The 19374-nt window shown below is 72.2% G+C and carries 21 protein-coding genes; 18 read left to right on the top strand and 3 right to left on the bottom strand.

Annotation, left to right across the window (positions count from 1 at the left end; all coding sequences use genetic code 11):
- The first annotated feature begins 77 nt into the window (after positions 1-77).
- The 9 genes from amrb99_RS23115 to amrb99_RS23075 all read left to right on the top strand — a co-directional run bounded on the left by amrb99_RS23115 (position 78) and on the right by amrb99_RS23075 (position 7450).
- A complete protein-coding gene (locus amrb99_RS23115; RefSeq protein ID WP_190859443.1) occupies positions 78-962 on the top strand; it encodes a sugar phosphate isomerase/epimerase in 885 nt (294 codons plus the stop codon).
- Complete coding sequence (locus amrb99_RS23110; RefSeq protein ID WP_347256804.1) at positions 959-1558, top strand: TetR family transcriptional regulator; 600 nt, start codon at positions 959-961, stop codon at positions 1556-1558. Before amrb99_RS23115 ends, amrb99_RS23110 begins: the two co-directional genes overlap by 4 nt.
- Before the next feature lie 109 nt (positions 1559-1667).
- Positions 1668-2399, top strand: coding sequence for an ABC transporter ATP-binding protein (locus tag amrb99_RS50160; RefSeq protein ID WP_206700074.1), 732 nt, complete (start codon positions 1668-1670; stop codon positions 2397-2399).
- Complete coding sequence (locus amrb99_RS50155) at positions 2396-3130, top strand: ABC transporter permease (protein WP_190859441.1); 735 nt, start codon at positions 2396-2398, stop codon at positions 3128-3130. The genes amrb99_RS50160 and amrb99_RS50155 overlap by 4 nt, the downstream gene beginning before the upstream one ends.
- Positions 3131-3226: 96 nt before the next feature.
- Positions 3227-4612 (top strand): LCP family protein, encoded by a 1386-nt coding sequence (locus amrb99_RS23095; protein WP_241755833.1) that lies wholly within the window; start codon positions 3227-3229, stop codon positions 4610-4612.
- A gap of 117 nt (positions 4613-4729) precedes the next feature.
- On the top strand, positions 4730-5650 hold the full coding sequence (locus amrb99_RS23090) for a proline dehydrogenase family protein (protein ID WP_190859439.1): 921 nt from the start codon (positions 4730-4732) through the stop codon (positions 5648-5650).
- A 110-nt stretch (positions 5651-5760) separates the two neighbouring features.
- Positions 5761-6555 carry a pyrroline-5-carboxylate reductase gene (gene proC, locus amrb99_RS23085; RefSeq protein ID WP_190859437.1) on the top strand — a complete coding sequence of 265 codons (795 nt, stop codon included), beginning with the start codon at positions 5761-5763 and terminating at the stop codon, positions 6553-6555.
- A gap of 136 nt (positions 6556-6691) precedes the next feature.
- On the top strand, positions 6692-7126 hold the full coding sequence (locus tag amrb99_RS23080; RefSeq protein ID WP_190859435.1) for a hypothetical protein: 435 nt from the start codon (positions 6692-6694) through the stop codon (positions 7124-7126).
- Between the two features lie 141 nt (positions 7127-7267).
- On the top strand, positions 7268-7450 hold the full coding sequence (locus amrb99_RS23075; RefSeq protein ID WP_190859433.1) for a hypothetical protein: 183 nt from the start codon (positions 7268-7270) through the stop codon (positions 7448-7450).
- A gap of 9 nt (positions 7451-7459) precedes the next feature.
- Here the strand turns inward: amrb99_RS23075 and amrb99_RS23070 are convergent, their stop codons facing one another.
- Positions 7460-8452, bottom strand: a complete 993-nt coding sequence (locus tag amrb99_RS23070; protein WP_190859431.1) for an alpha/beta hydrolase — start codon at positions 8450-8452, stop codon at positions 7460-7462.
- Between the two features lie 143 nt (positions 8453-8595).
- Between amrb99_RS23070 and amrb99_RS23065 the strand changes: the two genes are divergently transcribed.
- The 9 genes from amrb99_RS23065 to amrb99_RS23025 all read left to right on the top strand — a co-directional run bounded on the left by amrb99_RS23065 (position 8596) and on the right by amrb99_RS23025 (position 16453).
- Positions 8596-9807: an acetoin utilization protein AcuC gene (locus tag amrb99_RS23065; protein WP_190859429.1), complete on the top strand. Its 1212-nt coding sequence runs from the start codon at positions 8596-8598 to the stop codon at positions 9805-9807.
- A 70-nt stretch (positions 9808-9877) separates the two neighbouring features.
- Positions 9878-10777: a phosphatase gene (locus amrb99_RS23060; RefSeq protein ID WP_190859427.1), complete on the top strand. Its 900-nt coding sequence runs from the start codon at positions 9878-9880 to the stop codon at positions 10775-10777.
- A gap of 340 nt (positions 10778-11117) precedes the next feature.
- Positions 11118-11321 (top strand): helix-turn-helix domain-containing protein, encoded by a 204-nt coding sequence (locus tag amrb99_RS23055; protein ID WP_067466901.1) that lies wholly within the window; start codon positions 11118-11120, stop codon positions 11319-11321.
- 446 nt (positions 11322-11767) lie between these two features.
- Complete coding sequence (locus amrb99_RS23050; protein WP_018654693.1) at positions 11768-11866, top strand: AURKAIP1/COX24 domain-containing protein; 99 nt, start codon at positions 11768-11770, stop codon at positions 11864-11866.
- Between the two features lie 38 nt (positions 11867-11904).
- Positions 11905-12930 (top strand): NAD-dependent epimerase/dehydratase family protein, encoded by a 1026-nt coding sequence (locus amrb99_RS23045; RefSeq protein WP_190859425.1) that lies wholly within the window; start codon positions 11905-11907, stop codon positions 12928-12930.
- Between the two features lie 105 nt (positions 12931-13035).
- Positions 13036-13980, top strand: coding sequence for a lysophospholipid acyltransferase family protein (locus amrb99_RS23040; RefSeq protein ID WP_190859592.1), 945 nt, complete (start codon positions 13036-13038; stop codon positions 13978-13980).
- 37 nt (positions 13981-14017) lie between these two features.
- On the top strand, positions 14018-15193 hold the full coding sequence (locus tag amrb99_RS23035; RefSeq protein WP_206700073.1) for a low temperature requirement protein A: 1176 nt from the start codon (positions 14018-14020) through the stop codon (positions 15191-15193).
- A 72-nt stretch (positions 15194-15265) separates the two neighbouring features.
- Positions 15266-15610 (top strand): peptidase inhibitor family I36 protein, encoded by a 345-nt coding sequence (locus amrb99_RS23030; RefSeq protein WP_190859422.1) that lies wholly within the window; start codon positions 15266-15268, stop codon positions 15608-15610.
- A 78-nt stretch (positions 15611-15688) separates the two neighbouring features.
- Entirely contained in the window at positions 15689-16453 is a 765-nt protein-coding gene (locus amrb99_RS23025; protein WP_190859420.1) for a dienelactone hydrolase family protein, read from the top strand.
- A gap of 585 nt (positions 16454-17038) precedes the next feature.
- On the opposite strand, the gene istB is transcribed toward amrb99_RS23025, so the two are convergent.
- Positions 17039-17860 (bottom strand): IS21-like element helper ATPase IstB, encoded by an 822-nt coding sequence (gene istB / locus amrb99_RS23020; protein WP_190859418.1) that lies wholly within the window; start codon positions 17858-17860, stop codon positions 17039-17041.
- Entirely contained in the window at positions 17860-19104 is a 1245-nt protein-coding gene (gene istA, locus amrb99_RS23015; protein ID WP_190859416.1) for an IS21 family transposase, read from the bottom strand. Before istA ends, istB begins: the two co-directional genes overlap by 1 nt.
- Between the last annotated feature and the right edge of the window lie 270 nt (positions 19105-19374).

Below are 19374 nucleotides of genomic sequence, written 5' to 3'. Positions count from 1 at the left end.
CGCGGGCGCATAGGCTTTCCTTTACGAACACCGCCTCTCACGGACCCAGCCGAGCGATCATTCCTGGCGAGGAAGCCTTGACCCCGCAGCACAACGGCGCCCGTTCACCGGCCCTGCGCGTGCCGGACGCACCGATCACGCTGTCCACCGCGTCGGTCTATCCCGAGAAGGTGCCGAGCGCCTTCGAGATCGCCGCGCTGCTCGGCTACGACGGCATCGAGGTCATGGTGTCCACGGACGCGTCCTCGCAGGACCTCAACGTCCTGCGCCGCCTGTCCGACTACCACCAGGTCCCGATCAAGTCGATCCACGCGCCCTGCCTGCTGCTCACCCAGCGGGTCTGGGGGCGCGAGCCGTGGGGCAAGCTGGTCCGCTCCAAGGAGGTCGCCGAGGAGCTCGGCGCCGACGTCGTGGTCGTCCACCCGCCGTTCCGCTGGCAGCGCGACTACGCCAAGGAGTTCGTCGAGGGCCTGGCCCGCATGCAGGACGAGACGGACGTGCTGTTCGCGGTCGAGAACATGTTCCCGCTCAAGGCGCGCGGCGCCGAGGCCGGCATGTACCTGCCCGACTGGAACCCCGTCGACCAGGACTACCCGCACGTCACGCTGGACCTGTCGCACACCGCCGTGTCCGGTTCCGACGCCCTCGGCATGGCGGCGGGCCTCGGCGACCGGCTCCGCCACATCCACCTCGCCGACGGCGTCGGGATCACCAACAAGGACGAGCACCTCGTCCCGGGCCGCGGCAACCAGCCGTGCGGGCCGATGCTGGAGACGCTCGCCGAATCCGGGTTCCGCGGGCACGTCGTCCTGGAGGTCAACACGCGCCGTGCGTCCAGCCGCGCCGAGCGCATGGAGGACCTGGCCGAGGCGCTCGCGTTCGCCCGGCTGCACCTGGCCGCCGCCGACCACACCTGGCAGGTCACCTCGGGCGGGGAGGTCACCCGCCGGGGCGCCCGGTGACCGACGGGACGCGCTCCGGGCGGACCGCGTCCGCGCGGGGCCGCCGGCCCGGCCCGACCGAGACGCGCGAGGCGATCCTCGCCGAGGCGCGCGAGATGTTCGCCGACAAGGGCTACGACGGGACGTCGCTGCGCGCGATCGCCCGCGCCGCCGGCGTCGACCCGGCGCTCGTGCACCACTTCTTCGGCACGAAGGAGGGCGTGTTCGTCGAGGCCATGCGGTTCCCGGTGGACCCGTCGGTCGTGCTGCCGCACCTGCTGTCGCTGCCCCGCGAGCGGCTCGGCGAGACGATCGTCCGGACGTTCCTCCAGGTCTGGGCCGACGCGGACCGTCGCGCGCCCATCCTGGCGATGCTGCGCTCGGCGATGACCAACGAGCGGGCGGCGGCGATGATGCGCGAGTTCGTGACGTCGGCGCTGCTCGGCCGCGCCGAGGCGGCCGGGTCCCTGCCGCGGCTGAACGTCCAGGCGGCGGTCGGGCAGATGATCGGCGTGATGATCCTGCGGTACGTGCTGCGGGTCGAGCCGATGGCGTCCGCGAGCGAGGACGAGCTGGTCGAGCTGGTCGCGCCGACCCTCCAGCGCTACCTGGACTGACGTCCCTCCCCGCACGGAGCCCCCGGACGGAACCCGGACGGAACCGGGTGCGGAAACCGGACCTTCCCGGCCTCTTGACCGGGCCTCCGCGCGGACTTAAATTCATCACATGATGAGTTCCAGTCCCGCCGTGGAAGTGCGGGACCTGCGGGTGGTGCGCGGCGGGCGCGAGGTCCTGCACGGACTGAGCTTCGACGTCCCGCGCGGCCGCGTCGTCGGGCTGCTCGGCCCGAGCGGCTGCGGCAAGACCACCGTGATGCGGGCGCTCGTCGGCGTCCAGGTCGTCGCGAGCGGCCGCGTCACCGTCCTCGGCGAGGACGCCGGGTCGCGCGGACTGCGGAACCGCGTCGGCTACGCGACCCAGACCCCGGCCGTCTACGGGGACCTGACCGTCGCCGAGAACCTCCGCTACTTCGCCTCCGTGCTGGGCGCGCCGCGCGGCGACGCCGACCGCGTCATCGAGGAGGTCGGCCTCGCCGGCAACCGCGACCAGCCGGTCGCGACGCTGTCCGGCGGGCAGCACAACCGCGCCAACCTCGCCGTCGCCCTCCTCGGCTCGCCCGAACTGCTCGTCCTCGACGAGCCCACCGTCGGCCTCGACCCCGTCCTGCGGCAGGAGCTGTGGGCGCTGTTCCGGACGCTCGCCGGACGCGGCGTCACGCTCATCGTGTCCAGCCACGTCATGGACGAGGCGGGCCGCACCGACCGGCTGCTGCTGATGCGCGAGGGGCGCATCCTCGCCGACGGCGCCCCCGACGAGCTGCGCGAGCGGACCGGCGCCCCCGACCTGGAGGAGGCGTTCCTCCGCCTCATCGCCGAGACCGCCGGGAGCCCCGCGTGAACCCCGCGATCACCCTCGCCACCGCCCGCCGCATCCTCGCCCAGCTCAGGCACGACCACCGGACCGTCGCGCTGCTGGTCGTCGTGCCGAGCCTGCTGATGATCCTGCTGCGGTACGTGTTCCAGGCGCCGGCGATGTTCGACCGGCTCGGCCCGATGCTGCTCGGGCTGTTCCCGTTCGTCGTCATGTTCGTCGTGACCAGCGTCGCCACGCTCCGCGAGCGCACCGGCGGCACCCTCGAACGCCTCATGAGCATGCCGCTCGGCAAGCTCGACCTGCTGCTCGGCTACGCGCTCGCGTTCGGGCTCGCCGCGCTGGTGCAGGTCGGCGTGGTCCTGGTGATCTCGCTGACCTGGCTCGGGCTGGACCTGACCGGCTCGCTCGGCTCCCTGGTCCTCGTCGCGGTGCTCGACGCGCTGCTCGGCATGGCCCTCGGCCTGTTCGCCAGCGCGTTCGCCCGCACCGAGTTCCAGGCCGTCCAGTTCATGCCGGCGTTCGTGCTGCCGCAGACGCTGCTGTGCGGGCTGATCATCCCGCGCGACCAGATGGCGGGCTGGCTGGAGGCGGTCTCCCGGGTGCTGCCGCTGACCTACGCGGTGCAGGGCATGCAGGAGATCAGCGCCAAGCCCGGTTTCACCGGCACCCTCACGACGGACGTCGCCGTGATCGCCGCCTTCACCGTCGTCGCCCTCCTCCTCGGCGCCGCGACCCTGCCGAGAAGGACGCCGTAGCCCGGAGGTTTACCCGGGGGCCGGGACCGGTCTCGATCAGGACGGACGTGTGAAACGCGCCTTAACCGCACTGATCGGGCTGGTAGCTTCTGCGCCATGACCCCCCGAGACCTCCCCGGCCCGCCGCTGCCGCAGCGGCCCGATGGGGCCCTGCCGCCGCACGCGGGACGCCACGCGTCCGGAGCCCCCGACGCCCCGGCGGGTCCGGGCGTCCCGGCAGGTCCGGGCGCTCCGTCCGGCCCCGGCGCGACCGGGGCCCACGCCGCGCCGGGCCTTGCCGGTCCCGGCGGCCCCGGCGGTCCCGGCATCGGCGGGCACGAGGGGCACGGTGCGCCCGGAGGGCCTGGCGGCCCGTCCGGACCCGGAGACGGCGGTCCCGGCGGTCCAGGCGGCCTCGGCGGCGAGGATCCCGACAGCGCGGCGTTCTGGGGCGGCGGTCCCGGCGGCGACGACGGCGACGGCGTGCGCCCGCGCAAGAAGCGCTGGCCGCGCGTCCTGCTCGCGATCGGCGTGTTCCTCGTGCTGCTCGTGGCGGGGATCGGCGGGCTGATCTGGCAGCGCCAGTCGTCGTACAACGGCAACATCCACCGGATCCAGGGCGTCATGCCGGGCGGCAAGCGGCCCGGCCCGAACAGCGCGGGCACCGAGAACTGGCTGCTGGTCGGCTCCGACACCCGCGCCGACGTCGGCACGACCGGAGACGGCGGCGGCGACCTCTGGAAGCCGGGCCAGCAGCGCACCGACACGATCATGCTGCTGCACCTCCCGGCGGACCGGAAGAAGGCGTACATCATCTCCTTCCCCCGGGACTCCTACGTGCAGATCCCCGGGTACGGAAAGCAGAAGATCAACGCCGCGTTCTCGTTCGGCGGCCCGAAGCTGCTGATCGAGACGATGGAGAACCTCACCGGCGTCCGGATCGACCACTACGGCGCGATCGACTTCGAGGGCTTCAAGTCGATGACGGACGCGCTGGGCGGCGTCACCGTCGACATCAAGCAGAGCGTGTACGACCCGGCCCGCAAGAAGCGGTGGAACGCCGGCCGGCAGAAGCTGAACGGCGAGGAGGCGCTGCTGTTCGTCCGGCAGCGCTACAACCTGCCGAACGGCGACTTCGACCGGATCAAGCGACAGCAGGCGTTCCTCGGCGCGCTCGCCAAGCAGGCCGCGGACGGCGGCACGATCACCAACCCGCTGAAGCTCGACCGGTTCCTGTCGGCGTTCACCAAGTCGATCAGCGTCGACTCGAGCGAGTCGGCGGGGGACCTGCGCTCGCTGGCGCTGAGCCTGCGGCACCTGCGCGTCGGCGACGTGACGTTCCTTACGACGCCCTACAAGGGCACCGGGATGCGCAATAAGCAGAGCGTGGTCTTCCTGGACCCGGCCAAGGCGAAGACGCTGTTCGAAGCGGTGAAGACGGCCGGCATGCAGCAGTACGTCCAGAAGTACGGCGGCGGCCACGGCGTCGGCACGGTGTCCTGAGCGGGCTCCCGGGCCGGGGCGTCGTGATCGGGGCGCCGGTCCGGGCATAACCTGGGCGGTAGGGGACGGCGGCTGTGAAGGAGCGGGCCGTCCCGCCGGACAAGGGGTTGTGCACCAGTGCTTCGTCAGGCGTTGCTGTTCGCGTCGCGCAGTGGCGGCGCACGCCGGATCATGGAGACCGCGCCGTTCACCGGCGACGTCGTCCGGCGGTTCGTCGCCGGGGAGACCATGGACGACGCGGCGCGCGTCATCGATGACCTCACCGCGGAGGGTCTGCTCGTCACGCTGGACGTCCTCGGCGAGGACACCGAGGACGGCGGGCGCGTCGAGGCCAACGCCGACCACTACGTCGCCCTGCTCGAACGGCTCGGGGAGTCCGGGCTGGGGGCGCGCGCCGAGGTGTCGGTGAAGCTGTCGGCGATCGGGCTGACCCTGGGCGAGGAAACCGCGCTGGAGAACGCGCGCCGCATCTGCGGCGCGGCACGCTCCGCCAGCACGACCGTCACGCTCGACATGGAAGAGCACACCATGGTCGACGCGACGCTGCGGATCGTCCACGAGCTGCGCCGCGACTTCCCGGACGTGGGCGCGGTCATCCAGGCGTACCTGCGGCGCGCGGAGGAGCACTGCGCGGAGCTGGCGTACGAGGGGTCCCGCGTGAGGCTGTGCAAGGGCGCCTACGCCGCGCCCGATGCGGTGGCCTTCACCGACAAGGAAGAGATCGACAAGTCGTACGTCCGCTGTATGAAGGTCCTGATGGCGGGCAAGGGCTACCCCATGATCGCCACCCACGACCCGCGCCTCATCGACATCGGCGGCGCGCTGGCGGTGCTGAACGAGCGCGACGCCGACACGTTCGAGTACCAGATGCTCTACGGCATCCGCTCCGCGGAGCAGCGCCGTCTCGCGGCGAAGGGCGCGCAGGTCCGCGTGTACGTCGCCTACGGGCGCGAGTGGTACGAGTACTTCATGCGGCGCCTCGCGGAGAGGCCGTCCAACCTCAAGCTGTTCGCGCGCTCCCTCGTTCACCGCGCCTGACCGTCCGCGCCTGACCGTCCGCGCCTGACCGTCCGCGCCTGGCCGTCCGGTGGCCGGGCGGCCCCCGATAGGCTGGTCCGGTCACTGGATCCCCACGTCAAGGTATGCCGATGATCGCGATTCTGGGTGCCGGGAAGATGGGCGAGGCGCTGCTGTCCGGGGTGCTCCGGGCCGGCCGCCGCCCGTCCGAGCTCGTGGCGACCGCGCGCCGCGAGGAGCGCGCGGTGCTGCTGCGCGAGCGCTACGGCATCGAGACCGTGTCCAACGCCGACGCCGCCGCGAAGGCCGAGACGCTGGTCATCGCGGTGAAGCCGCAGGACATGGGCGCGCTGCTGGACGAGATCCGCCCGCACGTCGGCGGCGACCGGATGGTCGTCTCCATGGCCGCGGGCATCCCCACGGCGTTCATCGAGGAGCGGCTCCCAGCCGGGACGCCGGTGGTCCGCGTCATGTCGAACACGCCCGTCCACGTGGACGAGGCGATGAGCGTCATCTCGGCGGGGTCGCACGCGGGCGAGGAGCACCTGAAGCTCGCCGAGGAGCTGCTGTCGCCGGTCGGGAAGGTGCTGCGCATCCCCGAGTCGCTGCAGGACGGCGCGACGGCCCTGTCCGGCAGCGGCCCCGCGTACTTCTACTACCTGGTCGAGGCGATGGTCGACGCCGGCATCCTGCTCGGCATGCCGCGCGCCGCCGCGCTGGAGATGGTGATCCAGTCCGCGGTCGGCGCCGCGGTGATGCTGCGCGACTCCGGCGAGCATCCGGTGCTGCTGCGCGAGGCCGTGACGTCCCCGGGCGGGACGACGATCTCGGCCATCCGGGAGCTGGAGAGGCACGGCGTCCGCGCCGCCGTCCTGGAGGCGATCGAGGCGGCCCGCAACCGCGGCCGGGAGCTCGCCGGCGGCTGACCGCCCCACCCGCCTGCCCTGCTCCGCCCCGCCTGCCCTGTTTTGCCCTGCCCCGCACCGCGCACATCGCCCGGAAAAAGTTGAATTCCGAATGATCGGGTTGAGCCGGGCGGGGGTGCGGGGCCGTGTTAGGAGTATGCGACTCATACTCCGACTGCTGGTCGCCGCGGGACTCGCCGCGGACGCCGTCGTGCACTGGAGGTTCGCTCCCCAGATGGCGTTCGTCCAGGGCGGCTCGATCCACGGCGACCTGCTCTTCCGCATCCAGGCCGGGATCGCCGCCGTCGTCGCGGTGATCATTCTCACCTACGCGGCCCGCTGGTCGTACGCGCTGGCGTTCCTCGTCGCGGGGAGCGCGGTCGGCGCGCTCCTGCTGTACTACTACGTCGACGTCGGCGCGCTCGGTCCGCTGCCGGACATGCACGAGCCCGTCTGGTACACCGAGAAGACGATCAGCCTGGTCGGAGAGGGGATCGCGACGGTCGCGGCGGCGGTCGGCTTCCTCACCGCGCGTCGCCGACCGGAGGACGGCGACCCGGTCTTCGAGCCCGAGCACGCCCGCAACTTCTGACCCGCGACGACTCGCCGATCGGGCCACGCGGGGTGACGGGCGAATTCCCTAGCGTGGCTAATGAGCCCGATTCCCGGGTGAAACAGGGATTTTCCTGGCTACCATCCCCGTTGATCTTGATGACGGCGGGGGAGGCGCGGGATGGTCGACCGGCGGAAACGGGACGCGGGCGTGCCCCGCGCGGCGTCCCCGGTGGAGCGGACGCTGCTGCACCGCACGCTCATCAGGCTCGGCGTGCCGCGCTTCATGGCCGACCACGCGGCCGCGCTCCTGGCCGCGAACCGCCGTTCCGCGCCCAAGGAGGGCAAGGGCGACGGCCGGTAGTCCGCGCGCCTACGCCGCGACCTCCGACTTCTTGGGCGCCGGGGCCGTGACGGACCCGATGAAGCGGGCGGCGTCGCGCATCGCCGCGCTCGCCTCCGGAAGCACCCGGTTGAGGATCTGGAAGACGTGCATCTGCCCCTTCCAGACCTGGAGCTCGCAGTCGGCGCCCGCGGCGGTCAGCGCGTCCGCGAGCGCCTCCGCCTCGGGGCGCAGCACCTCCGCGCCGCCGACCTGGATCAGCACCGGCGGCGTGTCCGTCCACGCGCAGGTGAGCAGGGCGAGGCGCGGGTCGTCGAAGCCGCCCGGCCCCACCACGAGGCGGGCGACCCGGCGCGCCGCGTACGCGCTGATGTACGGGTCGCGGGCGTGCCGCTGCTCGCGGGTGGACAGCTCGCAGGTCAGGTCGACCCAGGGGGAGAACAGGACGATCCCGGCGGGGGACGGCAGCCCCGTCCGGCAGATCTCGCCCGCCAGCGTGGCGGCGAGATGCCCGCCCGCCGAGTCGCCCGCCACGACGATCCCGGACGCGGGGACGCCGCGGTCGAGCAGCCACCGGTAGGCGGCGACGGCGTCCTCCAGCGCGGCGGGGAAGGGGTGCTCGGGCGCGAGCCGGTAGCGGGGCACGAGGACGGGCAGACCGGTCTCGACCGCCAGCCGCGACGTGATCGACCGGTGCGTGCGCGGCGAGCAGACGACGTAGCCGCCGCCGTGCAGGTAGAGGATCGCGCCTGCGGGCGACGTGCCCGCGGCGGGGGCCTCGGGCGCGTCGCGGGTGACGACCCACTCGCCCCTGACCGGTCGGTCACCGGGGCTCTCGACGCGCGGGTCCGCCAGTGGGACGACCCGGGCCCGCGAGCCGGCCCGCAGCAGCAGGGACGCGGCGTCCACGGCGGAGCGGGCGGTGCGGATGCTCGGGGCGTGCCCGGGGACCCGGTGCATGAAGGGGTGGACGCCCAGCCGGAGGGCGCCGGAGATCGCGCGGCTGCGGACGCTCTGGTCCATCGGCACCTCACTGGCTGTTTCCGTTGTGTTATGTACATGCCCATTTATGTCGTGTAATCAACATCACAGCTTGATCGCGAGGGACGTCCGGACCGGTGGGGTCTGTGATCCTGGCCACGGACCCGCCGCGATACCGTGAGGTCATGAGCGTCGCGCCGCCCTCCCAGCCTCCGCCCCGGGGCTGCGGGCTGGAGATCTTCTGGGACGACCGGCTCGTCTCCTACGACTTCGGGCCCGGCCACCCGATGAACCCGGTCCGCGTCGAGCTGACGATGGCGCTGGCCCGCGAGCTCGGCGTGCTGGACCGCAGCAACGTGCGGGTGTCGGAGTTCGAGACCGCCGACGACAAGCTGCTCCGCCTCGTCCACGAGGAGGCGTACATCGCGGCCGTCAAGCACGCGGGCGCGACCGGGCTGCCGGAGCCGCGGTACGGCCTCGGCACCGACGACAATCCCGTCTTCCTCGGCATGCACGACGCGTCCGCGCTGGTCACGGGCGCCTCGGTGGCCGCGGCGGAGGCGGTCTGGACGGGCCGCGCCGAGCACGCCGCGAACGTCTCCGGCGGCCTGCACCACGCGCTGAGCGGCGCCGCGAGCGGCTTCTGCGTCTACAACGACCCGGCCGTCGCGATCGCGTGGCTGCTGGAGAACGGCGCCGAGCGCGTCGCCTACGTCGACATCGACGTACACCACGGCGACGGCGTCCAGGCCGCGTTCTACGACGACCCACGCGTCCTGACGATCAGCCTGCACGAGACGCCGCGGACGCTGTTCCCCGGCACCGGGTTCCCCACCGAGACCGGCGCCGACGGCACGGCGGTCAACGTCTCGCTGCCGCCCGGCACCAACGACGCGTCCTGGCTGCGCGCGTTCGAGGCGGTCGTCCCGCAGCTGCTGCGCCGGTTCCGCCCGCAGGTGCTCGTCACCCAGCAGGGCGCCGACTCGCACGCGCTCGACCCGCTCGCCCACCTGATCCTCACCGTGGACGGGCAGCGGACCGCGTACGCGGCGCTGCACCGGCTCGCGCACGAGACGGCCGGCGGCCGCTGGATCCTGACCGGCGGCGGTGGCTACGAGCTGGTCCAGGTCGTCCCGCGCGCCTGGACGCACCTGCTGGCGGAGGCGTCCGGCGACCCGATCGCGCCGGCCACCGAGACCCCGGACGCCTGGCGCGAGTTCGTGCGGAGGCGCACCGGCGAGATCGCCCCGCGCCGGATGACGGACGGGACGGACGTGGTGGAGGTGCACCGGTGGGGGAACGGCTACGACCCGGCGAACCCGGTCGACCAGGCGATCCTGGCGACCCGGCGGGAGGTCTTCCCCGAGCACGGCCTCGACCCGATGACGGACGAGTGACCGCGGACGAGTCACCCCGGACGGGCGACGACGAGCGACAAGCGACAAGTAGAGCGGCGGCGGACGAGTGATGGCGGATCCTGGCAAGCCCCCCACGCGGGACGAACTGCGCGCGCACCTCGTCCGCACGATGATCGCGGGCGACGTGGCGACACCGCGGCAGAACAACCTGCTGCACTACCGGCGGATGGCGGCCGGCAACCCGTACTACCGGTTCGGGCTGGAGCTCAAGCCGTCGTGGACGGAGCGGTCCGTGCTGGAGATGATGGTCGAGCGCTGCGGCGTGAACCCGGATCCGCGGCACGTGTACGGCGACGACACGATCGACCCCGACATCACCCTCGACACGCTGGAGGCGATGGGCGACCGGATCGGCCTCGCGGCGCGCCGCCGGGAGACCGTGGTGATCGCGACCGGGCATCCGGCCACGCTGACCCCGCTGTACCAGGGCGTCGCGCGGGCGCTGGCGGGCGCGGGCTGCCGCATCCTGACCCCGGCGGCGGGCTGGACGTACGAGATCGAGGTCGACTACGGCGGCTCCGACCTGCGCCGGATCGTCTACGCCGAGCCGGGCGTGGCGATGCTGGAGGGCGAGGACTTCCGCACCCACCACACGCACGACCCGCATCCGATGGAGGCGATGCTCCGCGAGCTGGCCTCGGGAGGCCCCGGCCCGGCCGCGTCCGCTGCAGCCGCGCCCGCTGATAGCGGAAACGGCGAGACCATGAACGATAAACACGATTCTTGGCCGGATCTGGCCATTGCCGATCACGGCTGGGCGGGCGCCGCCGGCCAGGCCGGCATCGACACCGTCGGATTCGCGGACTGTAACGATCCCGCGCTGTTCGCCGGCGCCGCCGAAGGCAAGATCGATGTGGTCGTCCCGCTGGACGACGGCGTGTCTCCGCACCATTACGGGCCCTTGACGGCGTATCTCCTCGCCCGCGCGGGCCTGTCCCCGAAGGACTGACCTTGCTTACCTTCCGGCGCGGCCGTCCATCCTGTCACTGGGTGTGACAGGGCTGCCGTAACGGTGTCCGTGGTTTGGCGCGGCCCCAGCGCGAACCTCTGAGTCGCAGGTCATCCCCTGTTTTCGGTTGACATTCGGTGGGATTGCCACGCCCAGTGCCGTCATGTTCGCGCTCCGTACGGGAGCAACGATATGGCCGCCCGGTCAGGGTCGGATACGGAAATGTGCGGAACTCCCCTCTTGCGACTGCCGATACGCGATTTACGCTGGAGGAAGTACACGTGCGTGATCAAAGTCACCCGAAGGGCCGGTGCGCGGCACGTGTGGAAGAGGGCGTCCGATGAGCTCAGGCGAGCGACCTCTCAGCGAGGTCAGGTTCCTGACCGTGGCCGAAGTGGCCTCGGTGATGCGGGTGTCCAAGATGACCGTCTACCGCCTCGTCCACTCGGGCGAGCTTCCCGCCATCCGGGTGGGCCGCTCGTTCCGGGTCCCCGAACAGGCTGTTCACGACTACCTGCGCGACGCGTACATCGAAGCCGGATAACGGGTGAGGGCGGGGCCGACAGGCCCTCGCCGAACCTGCCACCCGGCCGTGCAGGGGGCGCCGGGACGACCCGCGAGGACCGTCCCGGAGCTGGGGAAACAGGACGAGGACCGGCCGGCGGCCGGTAGGCCGCCGGACCCGGGGACCGGGCGGACGGGGCATCGCCGATGCCCCGCGCGACCCCCGGTCCGGAGCCGGTCCGGACACCGCGGGACGGGCGGAGTCACCATCCCCGCCCGCCCGCGCGGAACGGTGCCCGGCATCGCGGGCGGCGCCGCGGGACGGCGCGCGCGGCGCGGTGCCGGTCGCCGCGCGCCATGCCGCGGCGAGATCTCCACCTGCGCAGCGGTACCCTTGGGCAGCGGACCGTGCGCGCGTATCGAGTCATCACTCGCCTGCGGCACGTTCGTCTCCTGCACAACACCCGATACGCCGAGCGAGGTCTCGTGGGCTCTGTCATCAAGAAGCGCCGCAAGCGGATGGCCAAGAAGAAGCACCGCAAGCTGCTGAAGAAGACGCGCATCCAGCGCCGCAACAAGAAGTGAGCACGCCGGTCGCTCAGCCGTAAGGGGTGGGGCGCACAGTGCCTGTCGAGTCGGGGCCAGCCAAGCCCGCCGCGGCCCGTGTCGTCCTCGTCACGGGCGTCTCCCGTTTCCTGGGGGCGCGGGTCGCGCACGCCCTGCAGGCCGACCCGGGGATCGAGCGGGTCATCGGGGTGGACACCGTGCCGCCCACGATGCCGCTCGGCCGCACCGAGTTCGTGCGGGTCGACATCCGCACGCCCGGCATCGCGAAGATCATCTCGTCCGCCCGGGTCGACACCGTGGTGCACCTCAACCTGGTCACCTCGGCGTCGGTGCCGCGGGCGAAGGTGAAAGAGCTCAACGTCATCGGGACGATGCAGCTCCTCGGGGCGTGCCAGCGCTCGCCCGACGCGCGCAAGCTCGTCGTGCGGTCCTCGGCCGCCGTCTACGGCTCCTCCCCGATGGACCCGGCCGTGTTCACCGAGCGGGACGAGCCCGTCGAGGCGCCGACGTCCGGGTACGCCAAGGACGCCGTCGAGGTCGAGGGGTACGTCCGCGGGCTGACGCGGCGCCGCTCCGACCTGACGGTGTCGGTGCTGCGGTTCGCCAACTTCGTCGGCCCCGGCGTCGACTCGCCGCTCACGCGGTACCTGCGCATGCCGGTCGTCCCGACGGTGCTGGGCTTCGATCCCCGGCTCCAGTTCGTCCACGAGGACGACGGCGTCGAGGTGCTGCGGCGGATGACCGTCGAGGACCACCCCGGCTGCTACAACGTGGCCGGCGACGGCGTGCTCCTGCTGTCGCAGGCGCTGCGCCGCGCGGGCCGCCCCTACGTGCCCGTCCCGGCGCCGTCGATCTCGCTGTTCGGCGACATGGGACGGCGGTTCGCGGGCATGTCGGGATTCTCGCCCGAGCTGCTGCGCTGGCTCACCTACGGCAGGGTCATCGACACCTCGGCCCTGGAGGAGGAGCTGGCATGGCGCCCGAAGTACGGGTCGGAGGCGGCGTTCGCCGACTTCGTCGCCGCCCAGGGCCTCGGCCGCCACGGCCCGGCGGCACGGCTGGCCTCGCTGCTGCGCGGCTGACCGGCGAGCGCGGCCGTACCGGCACGGTCCGGCCGGCGCGACCGGGCGACCCGTCCGGTGGACGACACCGTGCGGCCCGCGCCGCGCGGGGAAGGAGGCAGGATGATGCACGCCCGCCACGAGGACGACGAGGGCGCGCAGGTCATCCGGCTCGCCTCGGCCCGCCCTGACGGCGGCGAGGCGGGGGAGTCCGGCGGCGACGCCGGCACCGGACCCGGGCCGCTGGAGCGCCGCATCGCGTCCGGACTGGCCTTCCTGCGCCGCCGCATCTCCGGCGAGTACGAGGTCGACGAGTTCGGCTACGACCCCGACTTCAACGAGAACGTCCTGCTCCCCGCGGCCCGCGCCCTCTACGAGCGCTGGTTCCGCGTCGAGGTCGCGGGCGTCGAGAACGTCCCGGCGGAGGGCGGCGCGCTGATCGTCGCCAACCACTCCGGCACCCTCCCGCTCGACGCGCTGATGCTGTCGGTCGCGCTGCACGACAACGCCCGCCGGTGCGTCCGGCTCCTCGGCGCCGACCTCGTCTACCAGGTGCCCGTCCTCGCGCACCTGGCCCGCAAGGCCGGCCACACCCTCGCCTGCCAGGCCGACGCCGCGCGGCTGCTCGGCAAGGGCGAGCTCGTCGGGGTGTTCCCGGAGGGCTTCAAGGGCGTCGGCAAACCGTTCGCCGACCGCTACAAGCTGCAGCGCTTCGGCCGCGGCGGCTTCGTCGGCACCGCGCTGCGCGCCGGCGTCCCGATCGTCCCGGCCGCCATCGTCGGCGCCGAGGAGATCTACCCCAAGATCGGCGACCTGCGGCCGCTCGCCCGGCTGCTCGGCCTGCCGTACTTCCCCGTCACCCCGACGTTCCCGCTGCTCGGGCCCGCCGGGCTCGTCCCGCTGCCGTCCAAGTGGATGATCCAGTTCGGCGAGCCGATGACGCTGGAGGAGTACGCCGCCGAGGACGCCGACGACCCGATGACCCTGTTCAACGTCACCGACCACGTCCGCGAGAACGTCCAGCAGATGCTGTACGACACCCTGCTGCGCCGCGGGCCCGCGTTCTTCTGAGAACGCCCGCGGGCGCGGCGCGCCCTAGAGTGAGCGCATGCCATCGCTGCGTACCCGGATGGTCGCCCGTGACCTGGCCGAACCCCACCGCGTCTCCAGCCCCCTGGAGCTGCTGTTCGACCTGACGTTCGTCGCCGCCGTGTCGCAGATCGCCGGACGGCTCGCGCACGCCACCGAGGAGGGCCACGCGGGCCACGCGGTCGGGGCGTTCCTCGCCGTGTTCTTCGCGATCTGGTGGGCGTGGATGAACTTCACCTGGTTCGCGTCCGCCTACGACACCGACGACGTCCCGTACCGCGTGATGACGTTCCTGCAGATGGCCGGCGTCCTCGTCCTCGCGGCGGGCGTGCCGTCGGCGTTCGACGGCGACTTCACCACCGTCACCATCGGCTACCTCGTCATGCGCGTCGGCCTCGTCAGCCTCTGGGTGCGCGCCGCCATCGCCCACCCCGACGGCCGCGCCACCGCCCTGCGCTACGCGATCGGGGTCTCGCTCGTTCAGGTGCTGTGGGTGTCCCGGCTCGCGCTCCCCGGCGACGGCCCGGTGTGGGCGTTCGTCGTCTGCGCCCTCGCGGACCTGTCCGTCCCGCTGTTCGCCGAACGCCCCGGCATGACGACCTGGCACCCGCACCACATCGCCGAACGGTACGGCCTGTTCACCATCATCCTGCTGGGCGAGAGCGTCCTCGCCGCCACCAACGCCGTCCAGGGCGCCGTCGCCCACGGGCTCAGCGCCGAACTCGTCGTCATCGCGCTCGCCGGGCTGACCGTCCTGTTCACGATCTGGTGGATCTACTTCTCCGAACCCGCCGGCGAGGGCCTCGAAGCGCGGCGCGACCGCTCGTTCATCTGGGGCTACGGCCACTACGCCATGTTCGCGGCGCTCGCCGCCCTCGGCGCCGGACTCGAGGTCGCCGTCGCGTCCGCGGGCGAGGGCGAGCACGGCATCGCGGCGAGCCCGACCACCGTCGTCGCCGCGACCGCCGTGCCCGTCGCGATCGTCCTGGCCATGCTGTACGCCCTGCACGCCCCGCTCGGGCACGTCACCGTCCCGCCCCCGTTCACCGCCGTCGCGGTCGTCCTCACCCTGCTCACCGTGCCCGGCGCGGCCACCATCGGCGTCGCCGCCTCGCTCACCGCGATCGCCGTCGTGCTCGTCCTGCTGCTCGGCGCCACCCTCGTCCGCAAGAGCCGGAGCCTCGCCGCGTCCTGACGGTACGCGGTCAGATGATCACGCACGGCTATGATCTTGAAAGGAGAAGCACCGGCCACCAGGGGGACCATCATGCTCCGTCGATTCCGGCTCGCGGCGACCACGCTCACGATCGCGGCGGGATCCGTCGCATCCGCGGCACCCGCCGCCGCCGACGACCCGTCCTCCTGCCCGCAGGACGCGGCATGCCTCTACGAGAACCCTGACTACACCGGCGCCGTCACCGTCCTGCGCTTCGACCAGTATCCGTCGCAGTGCGCGTCCCTGTCCCAGACCGTCCGGTCGGGCGTCAACAACACCCCGTACTTCCTCAGCCTCTACGACGCCCCGGCCTGCTCGGGCAGCAGCCGTGTCGCGACCCTGCCCGCCCACTCGACCAAGCCCGCGTTCCCCGTCCCTATGCGCGCCTACTTGTAGGAGCGGCCTGGGTCGCACTGCGCGAGTAAGATCATCGGGTTCGCGCCGCGGGCGCGCGACCTGACGACGGGGGCTCCCATGGCGACCCAGATCACCGCGGACGAGGTACGGATCGACGTCGGGGGCCCGGCGCCGATGACCGCGTTCCTGGCCCGCCCGTCCGGCTCCGGCGCGCACCCGGCGGTCCTCGTCTGCTCCGAGCTGTGGGGCCTGACGGACCAGGTCCGCGACATCGCCCGGCAGGTCGCCGAGCTCGGCTACGTCGCCATCGCGCCGAACCTCTACCACCGCTCCGGCCCCGAGACCGCGTCCGGCTTCGCCGAGAGCGACGCCAACCGCACCCGCGCCTTCGACCTCCTCGGCCGCCTCACCCGCGACGACGTCGAAGCCGACCTGCGCGCCTGCGTCGCCCACGTCCGCGAGCACGCGAACGCCACCGAGAAGACCGGCGTCCTCGGCTTCAGCCTCGGCGGCCACATCGCCTTCTTCGCCGCCACCCGCCTCGACCTCGCCGCCGCCGCGATCTACTACCCCGGCTGGCTCCCCGTCGCCGGCACCGCGCTCAGCCGCCCGGAACCCCTGCTGGACGACGCCCCCGCCATCGCGTCCGGGGACGTCCGCACGCTCATGTTCTTCGCCGAGCTCGACCACGTCATCGACGCGGCCCAACGGGACCAGATCACCGCCGCCCTGGAGTCGGCGGGCGTCCGCCACGAGGAAGTCGTCTACCCGGGCGCGCAGCACGCCTTCTTCTTCCCGGGCCGCGACCCCTACGACGCCTCCGCCGCCGAAGACTCCTGGGCCCGCGTCCGCGCCCTCTTCACCGCCGAACTCGCCCAGTAGGGGCGCTTGGACGCCGCCCTTCGCTTCTCTCGGCTCGCTTCGTTGGCTCGCTTTGTTGGATCGGCTTCGTTTGGCTCGGCTTCGCTTGGAGCTGAGCGGAGCGGCTATGGGAGCGGCACCGAAGCGGAGGCACTGGTGCGCCCGGGGACGGCACGTTGAACCCGGGGTGTGAGGCAGAGCTGAAGTGCTGCCTGCCGCCTGCTGGGGTGGTGTCTGTGGTGGTGCCATCTGCCGGTGGTGCCTGCCGCTGGTGCCTGCCGGTGATGCCTGGTGGTGCCGTCTGGCGGTGGTGCCGTCTGGCGGTGGTGCCATCTGGTCGTGGTGCTTGCCGGTTGGATGCTTGTGGGAGCGGTGCTTGCGGGTTGGTGCTCGTGGGCTGGGGGGCGGCGCACCAGGATTGCGAGTCGAGGTTGCGATTCGGGGTGGACGAGTCGGGGCTTGCTAGTCGGGATGGGCAAGTAGGTGTTGCGCGCCGATGCTGCGCGTCCGGGATTGGCGGGATCGACGTGTCAACGGCGGCTGAATTCTGACCCCCTGGGGACGTGTGAAAGTTGACCCCTTGGTGTTGTTGTTTGTTGCTGTCTGTTACTGGTCGTCGTTGTGGTTGGCTGCGGGGACGCGGCCCAGGTCGCGGTTCTTGATGCGGTAGCTGTCTCCCTTCAGGCTGATGACCTCGGCGTGGTGGACGAGGCGGTCGATCATGGCCGCGGCGACGACGTCGTCGCCGAACACCTCGCCCCACCGTCCAAACGGCTTGTTGCTGGTCACGATCAGCGAGGCGCGTTCATAGCGGGACGAGACGAGTTGGAAGAACAGGTTGGCGGCTTCGGCTTCGATGGGGATGTAGCCGACCTCGTCGACGATCAGGACCGGGACACGGGCGAGTTTGGTCAGCTCGTCTTGCAGTCGTCCGGCGGTGTGGGCGTCGGCCAGGCGGGCGACCCATTGCGCGGCGGTGGCGAAGGCGACGCGGTGTCCGGCCTGGCAGGCGCGGATGCCCAGCCCGATCGACAGGTGGGTCTTGCCGGTGCCGGGCGGGCCGAGGAAGACCACGTTCTCGCGGGCGGCGACGAAGTCCAGGGTGCCCAGATGGGCGATGACCTCGCGTCGGGCGGAGCGCTGGTGGTCGAAGTCAAAGTCCTCCAGGCTCTTGCGGGCGGGAAAGCGGGCCGAACGGATGCGGGCCTCACCGCCGTGCGCCTCGCGGGCGGCGACCTCGCGTTGCAGGCAGGCGGCCAGGAACTCCTCGTGCGTCCAGGACTCGGTGCGGGCCCGTTCGGCCAGACGCCCGGCCGCGGCCTGGAGTGAGGGTGCCTTGAGCACCCGGGTGAGATAGGCCAGCTCGGCTTCGACGTTGCGGCCGCCGGTGCTGGTCGTGCCGGTGGTCTTGGTGGTGCGGCCGGTCATCACGCCACTCCCTCGACGTCGGCTCCAGTGTCGAGGCCGAGCAGGGTGTCGTAGTCGGTCAGCCGCCGCTGCTCGACCTCGGTGTCGGCGGGTGGCCGGACGGTCTGCAACCGGGTGCGCCGCATTGCCGCGGCGGCCTCGGCGTGGGCGGGGTCGGTGATGGTCTGGTGGACCGCCCAGCACCGCTGATGCGCAGCGACCTGCTGCCCTGCGCAGGTCACCCGCACCTGCTCCGGGTCGGCGACGACCTCGACCAGCCGTCCGATCACCGACGGGTGCACCGAGTAGTCGTTGGAGGCGATGCGGACGTAGTGGTCGCGGGCCAGCCGGGTCGCCGTCCGCCACCCGACCACCGGGGCGAGCGGCGGCAGCGCCGCCATCGCCGCCCGGTCGGCCACGATCCGGTCGGCGGGCCGGCACTCCAGCCGCCGGTGGTGGCGGACGTTGGCCCGATGCGCCAGCCACTGGTCCAGCTGGGCGTTGAAATCGGCCGGTGAGGTGAAGGACCGGCCCGGCAGGAACGAGGTCTCCAAATAGCCGTTGGCCCGCTCGACCAGGCCCTTGGCCTCGGGGTCGGCGGGACGGCACTGCACGATCGCGATGCCCAGGGTGCCGCGGAACGCGCTGGCCTCGGTGGTCAACTGCGGACGGCCGCCCCGCCACTGCCCGATCGCGCTCTCGTTGTCCCACACCAGCGTCCTGGGCGCCGCGCCCAGCGTCCGCAGCAGCGTCCACATCCCGGCGAACAGGTCCCCGGCCGCCCGCGAGGGCAGCATTCGTGCCATCATCCACCGCGAATAGCCGCTGACCATCACCAGCACCGGCGGGCTGCTCTGCTGCCCCGCCCCGACCGGCACCTTGACCGGCGGGAACCACAGGTCGCATTGGGCCAGCTCCCCGGGCTGATACGCCGTCCGGGACGCAGGATCGGCCGGCTTGTATAGCGGTCGCAGCAGCCGGACCCGGTCCTTGAGCACCGTCATCGACCGCTCCCAACCGATCCGCTCGGTGATCACCGTGGCCGGCATGTCCCAGAACTGGGCCAGCAGCTCCCGGATCGCCGGCTCGGCCGCGTCCACGATCGACCCCTTCCCCGCCCGCCGGTACTTCGGAGGCTCATCAGCCGCCAGCGCCCGCTTGACGGTGTTCTTCGAGATGCCCAGCCGCCGAGCGATCGCCTTGATCGGCACGCCCTCAGAGCGGTGCAACCGGCGGATCTCCGCCCAGTCCTCCACCTTGATCACCCTCCACACAGTGAGAGGGGTCAGTTTTCAGCCGTCGCCTGGGGGTCAGTTTTCACCCGTCGTCGACACGACGATTGGCGGCATCGGGTATCGGGGGCATCGGGACATAGGGCCCAGAGGCGGTGGGGGCGGCGCTTGCGTACGGGGCCGCCCCTCCAAAGTCAAGGGCGCCTTCGGCGTCGCTTCGCGATGGACTTCGTCCACCCTTGACTTTGGAGCCTCTGCGGCCCCTAGGCAGGTGATGGGGGCAGGCTCCGCCTGCCCCGCCCC

Source organism: Actinomadura sp. RB99, from assembly GCF_014706005.1.
In the GTDB taxonomy this organism is placed as follows: domain Bacteria; phylum Actinomycetota; class Actinomycetes; order Streptosporangiales; family Streptosporangiaceae; genus Spirillospora.
This window is presented reverse-complemented; position numbering and strand designations above follow the sequence as displayed.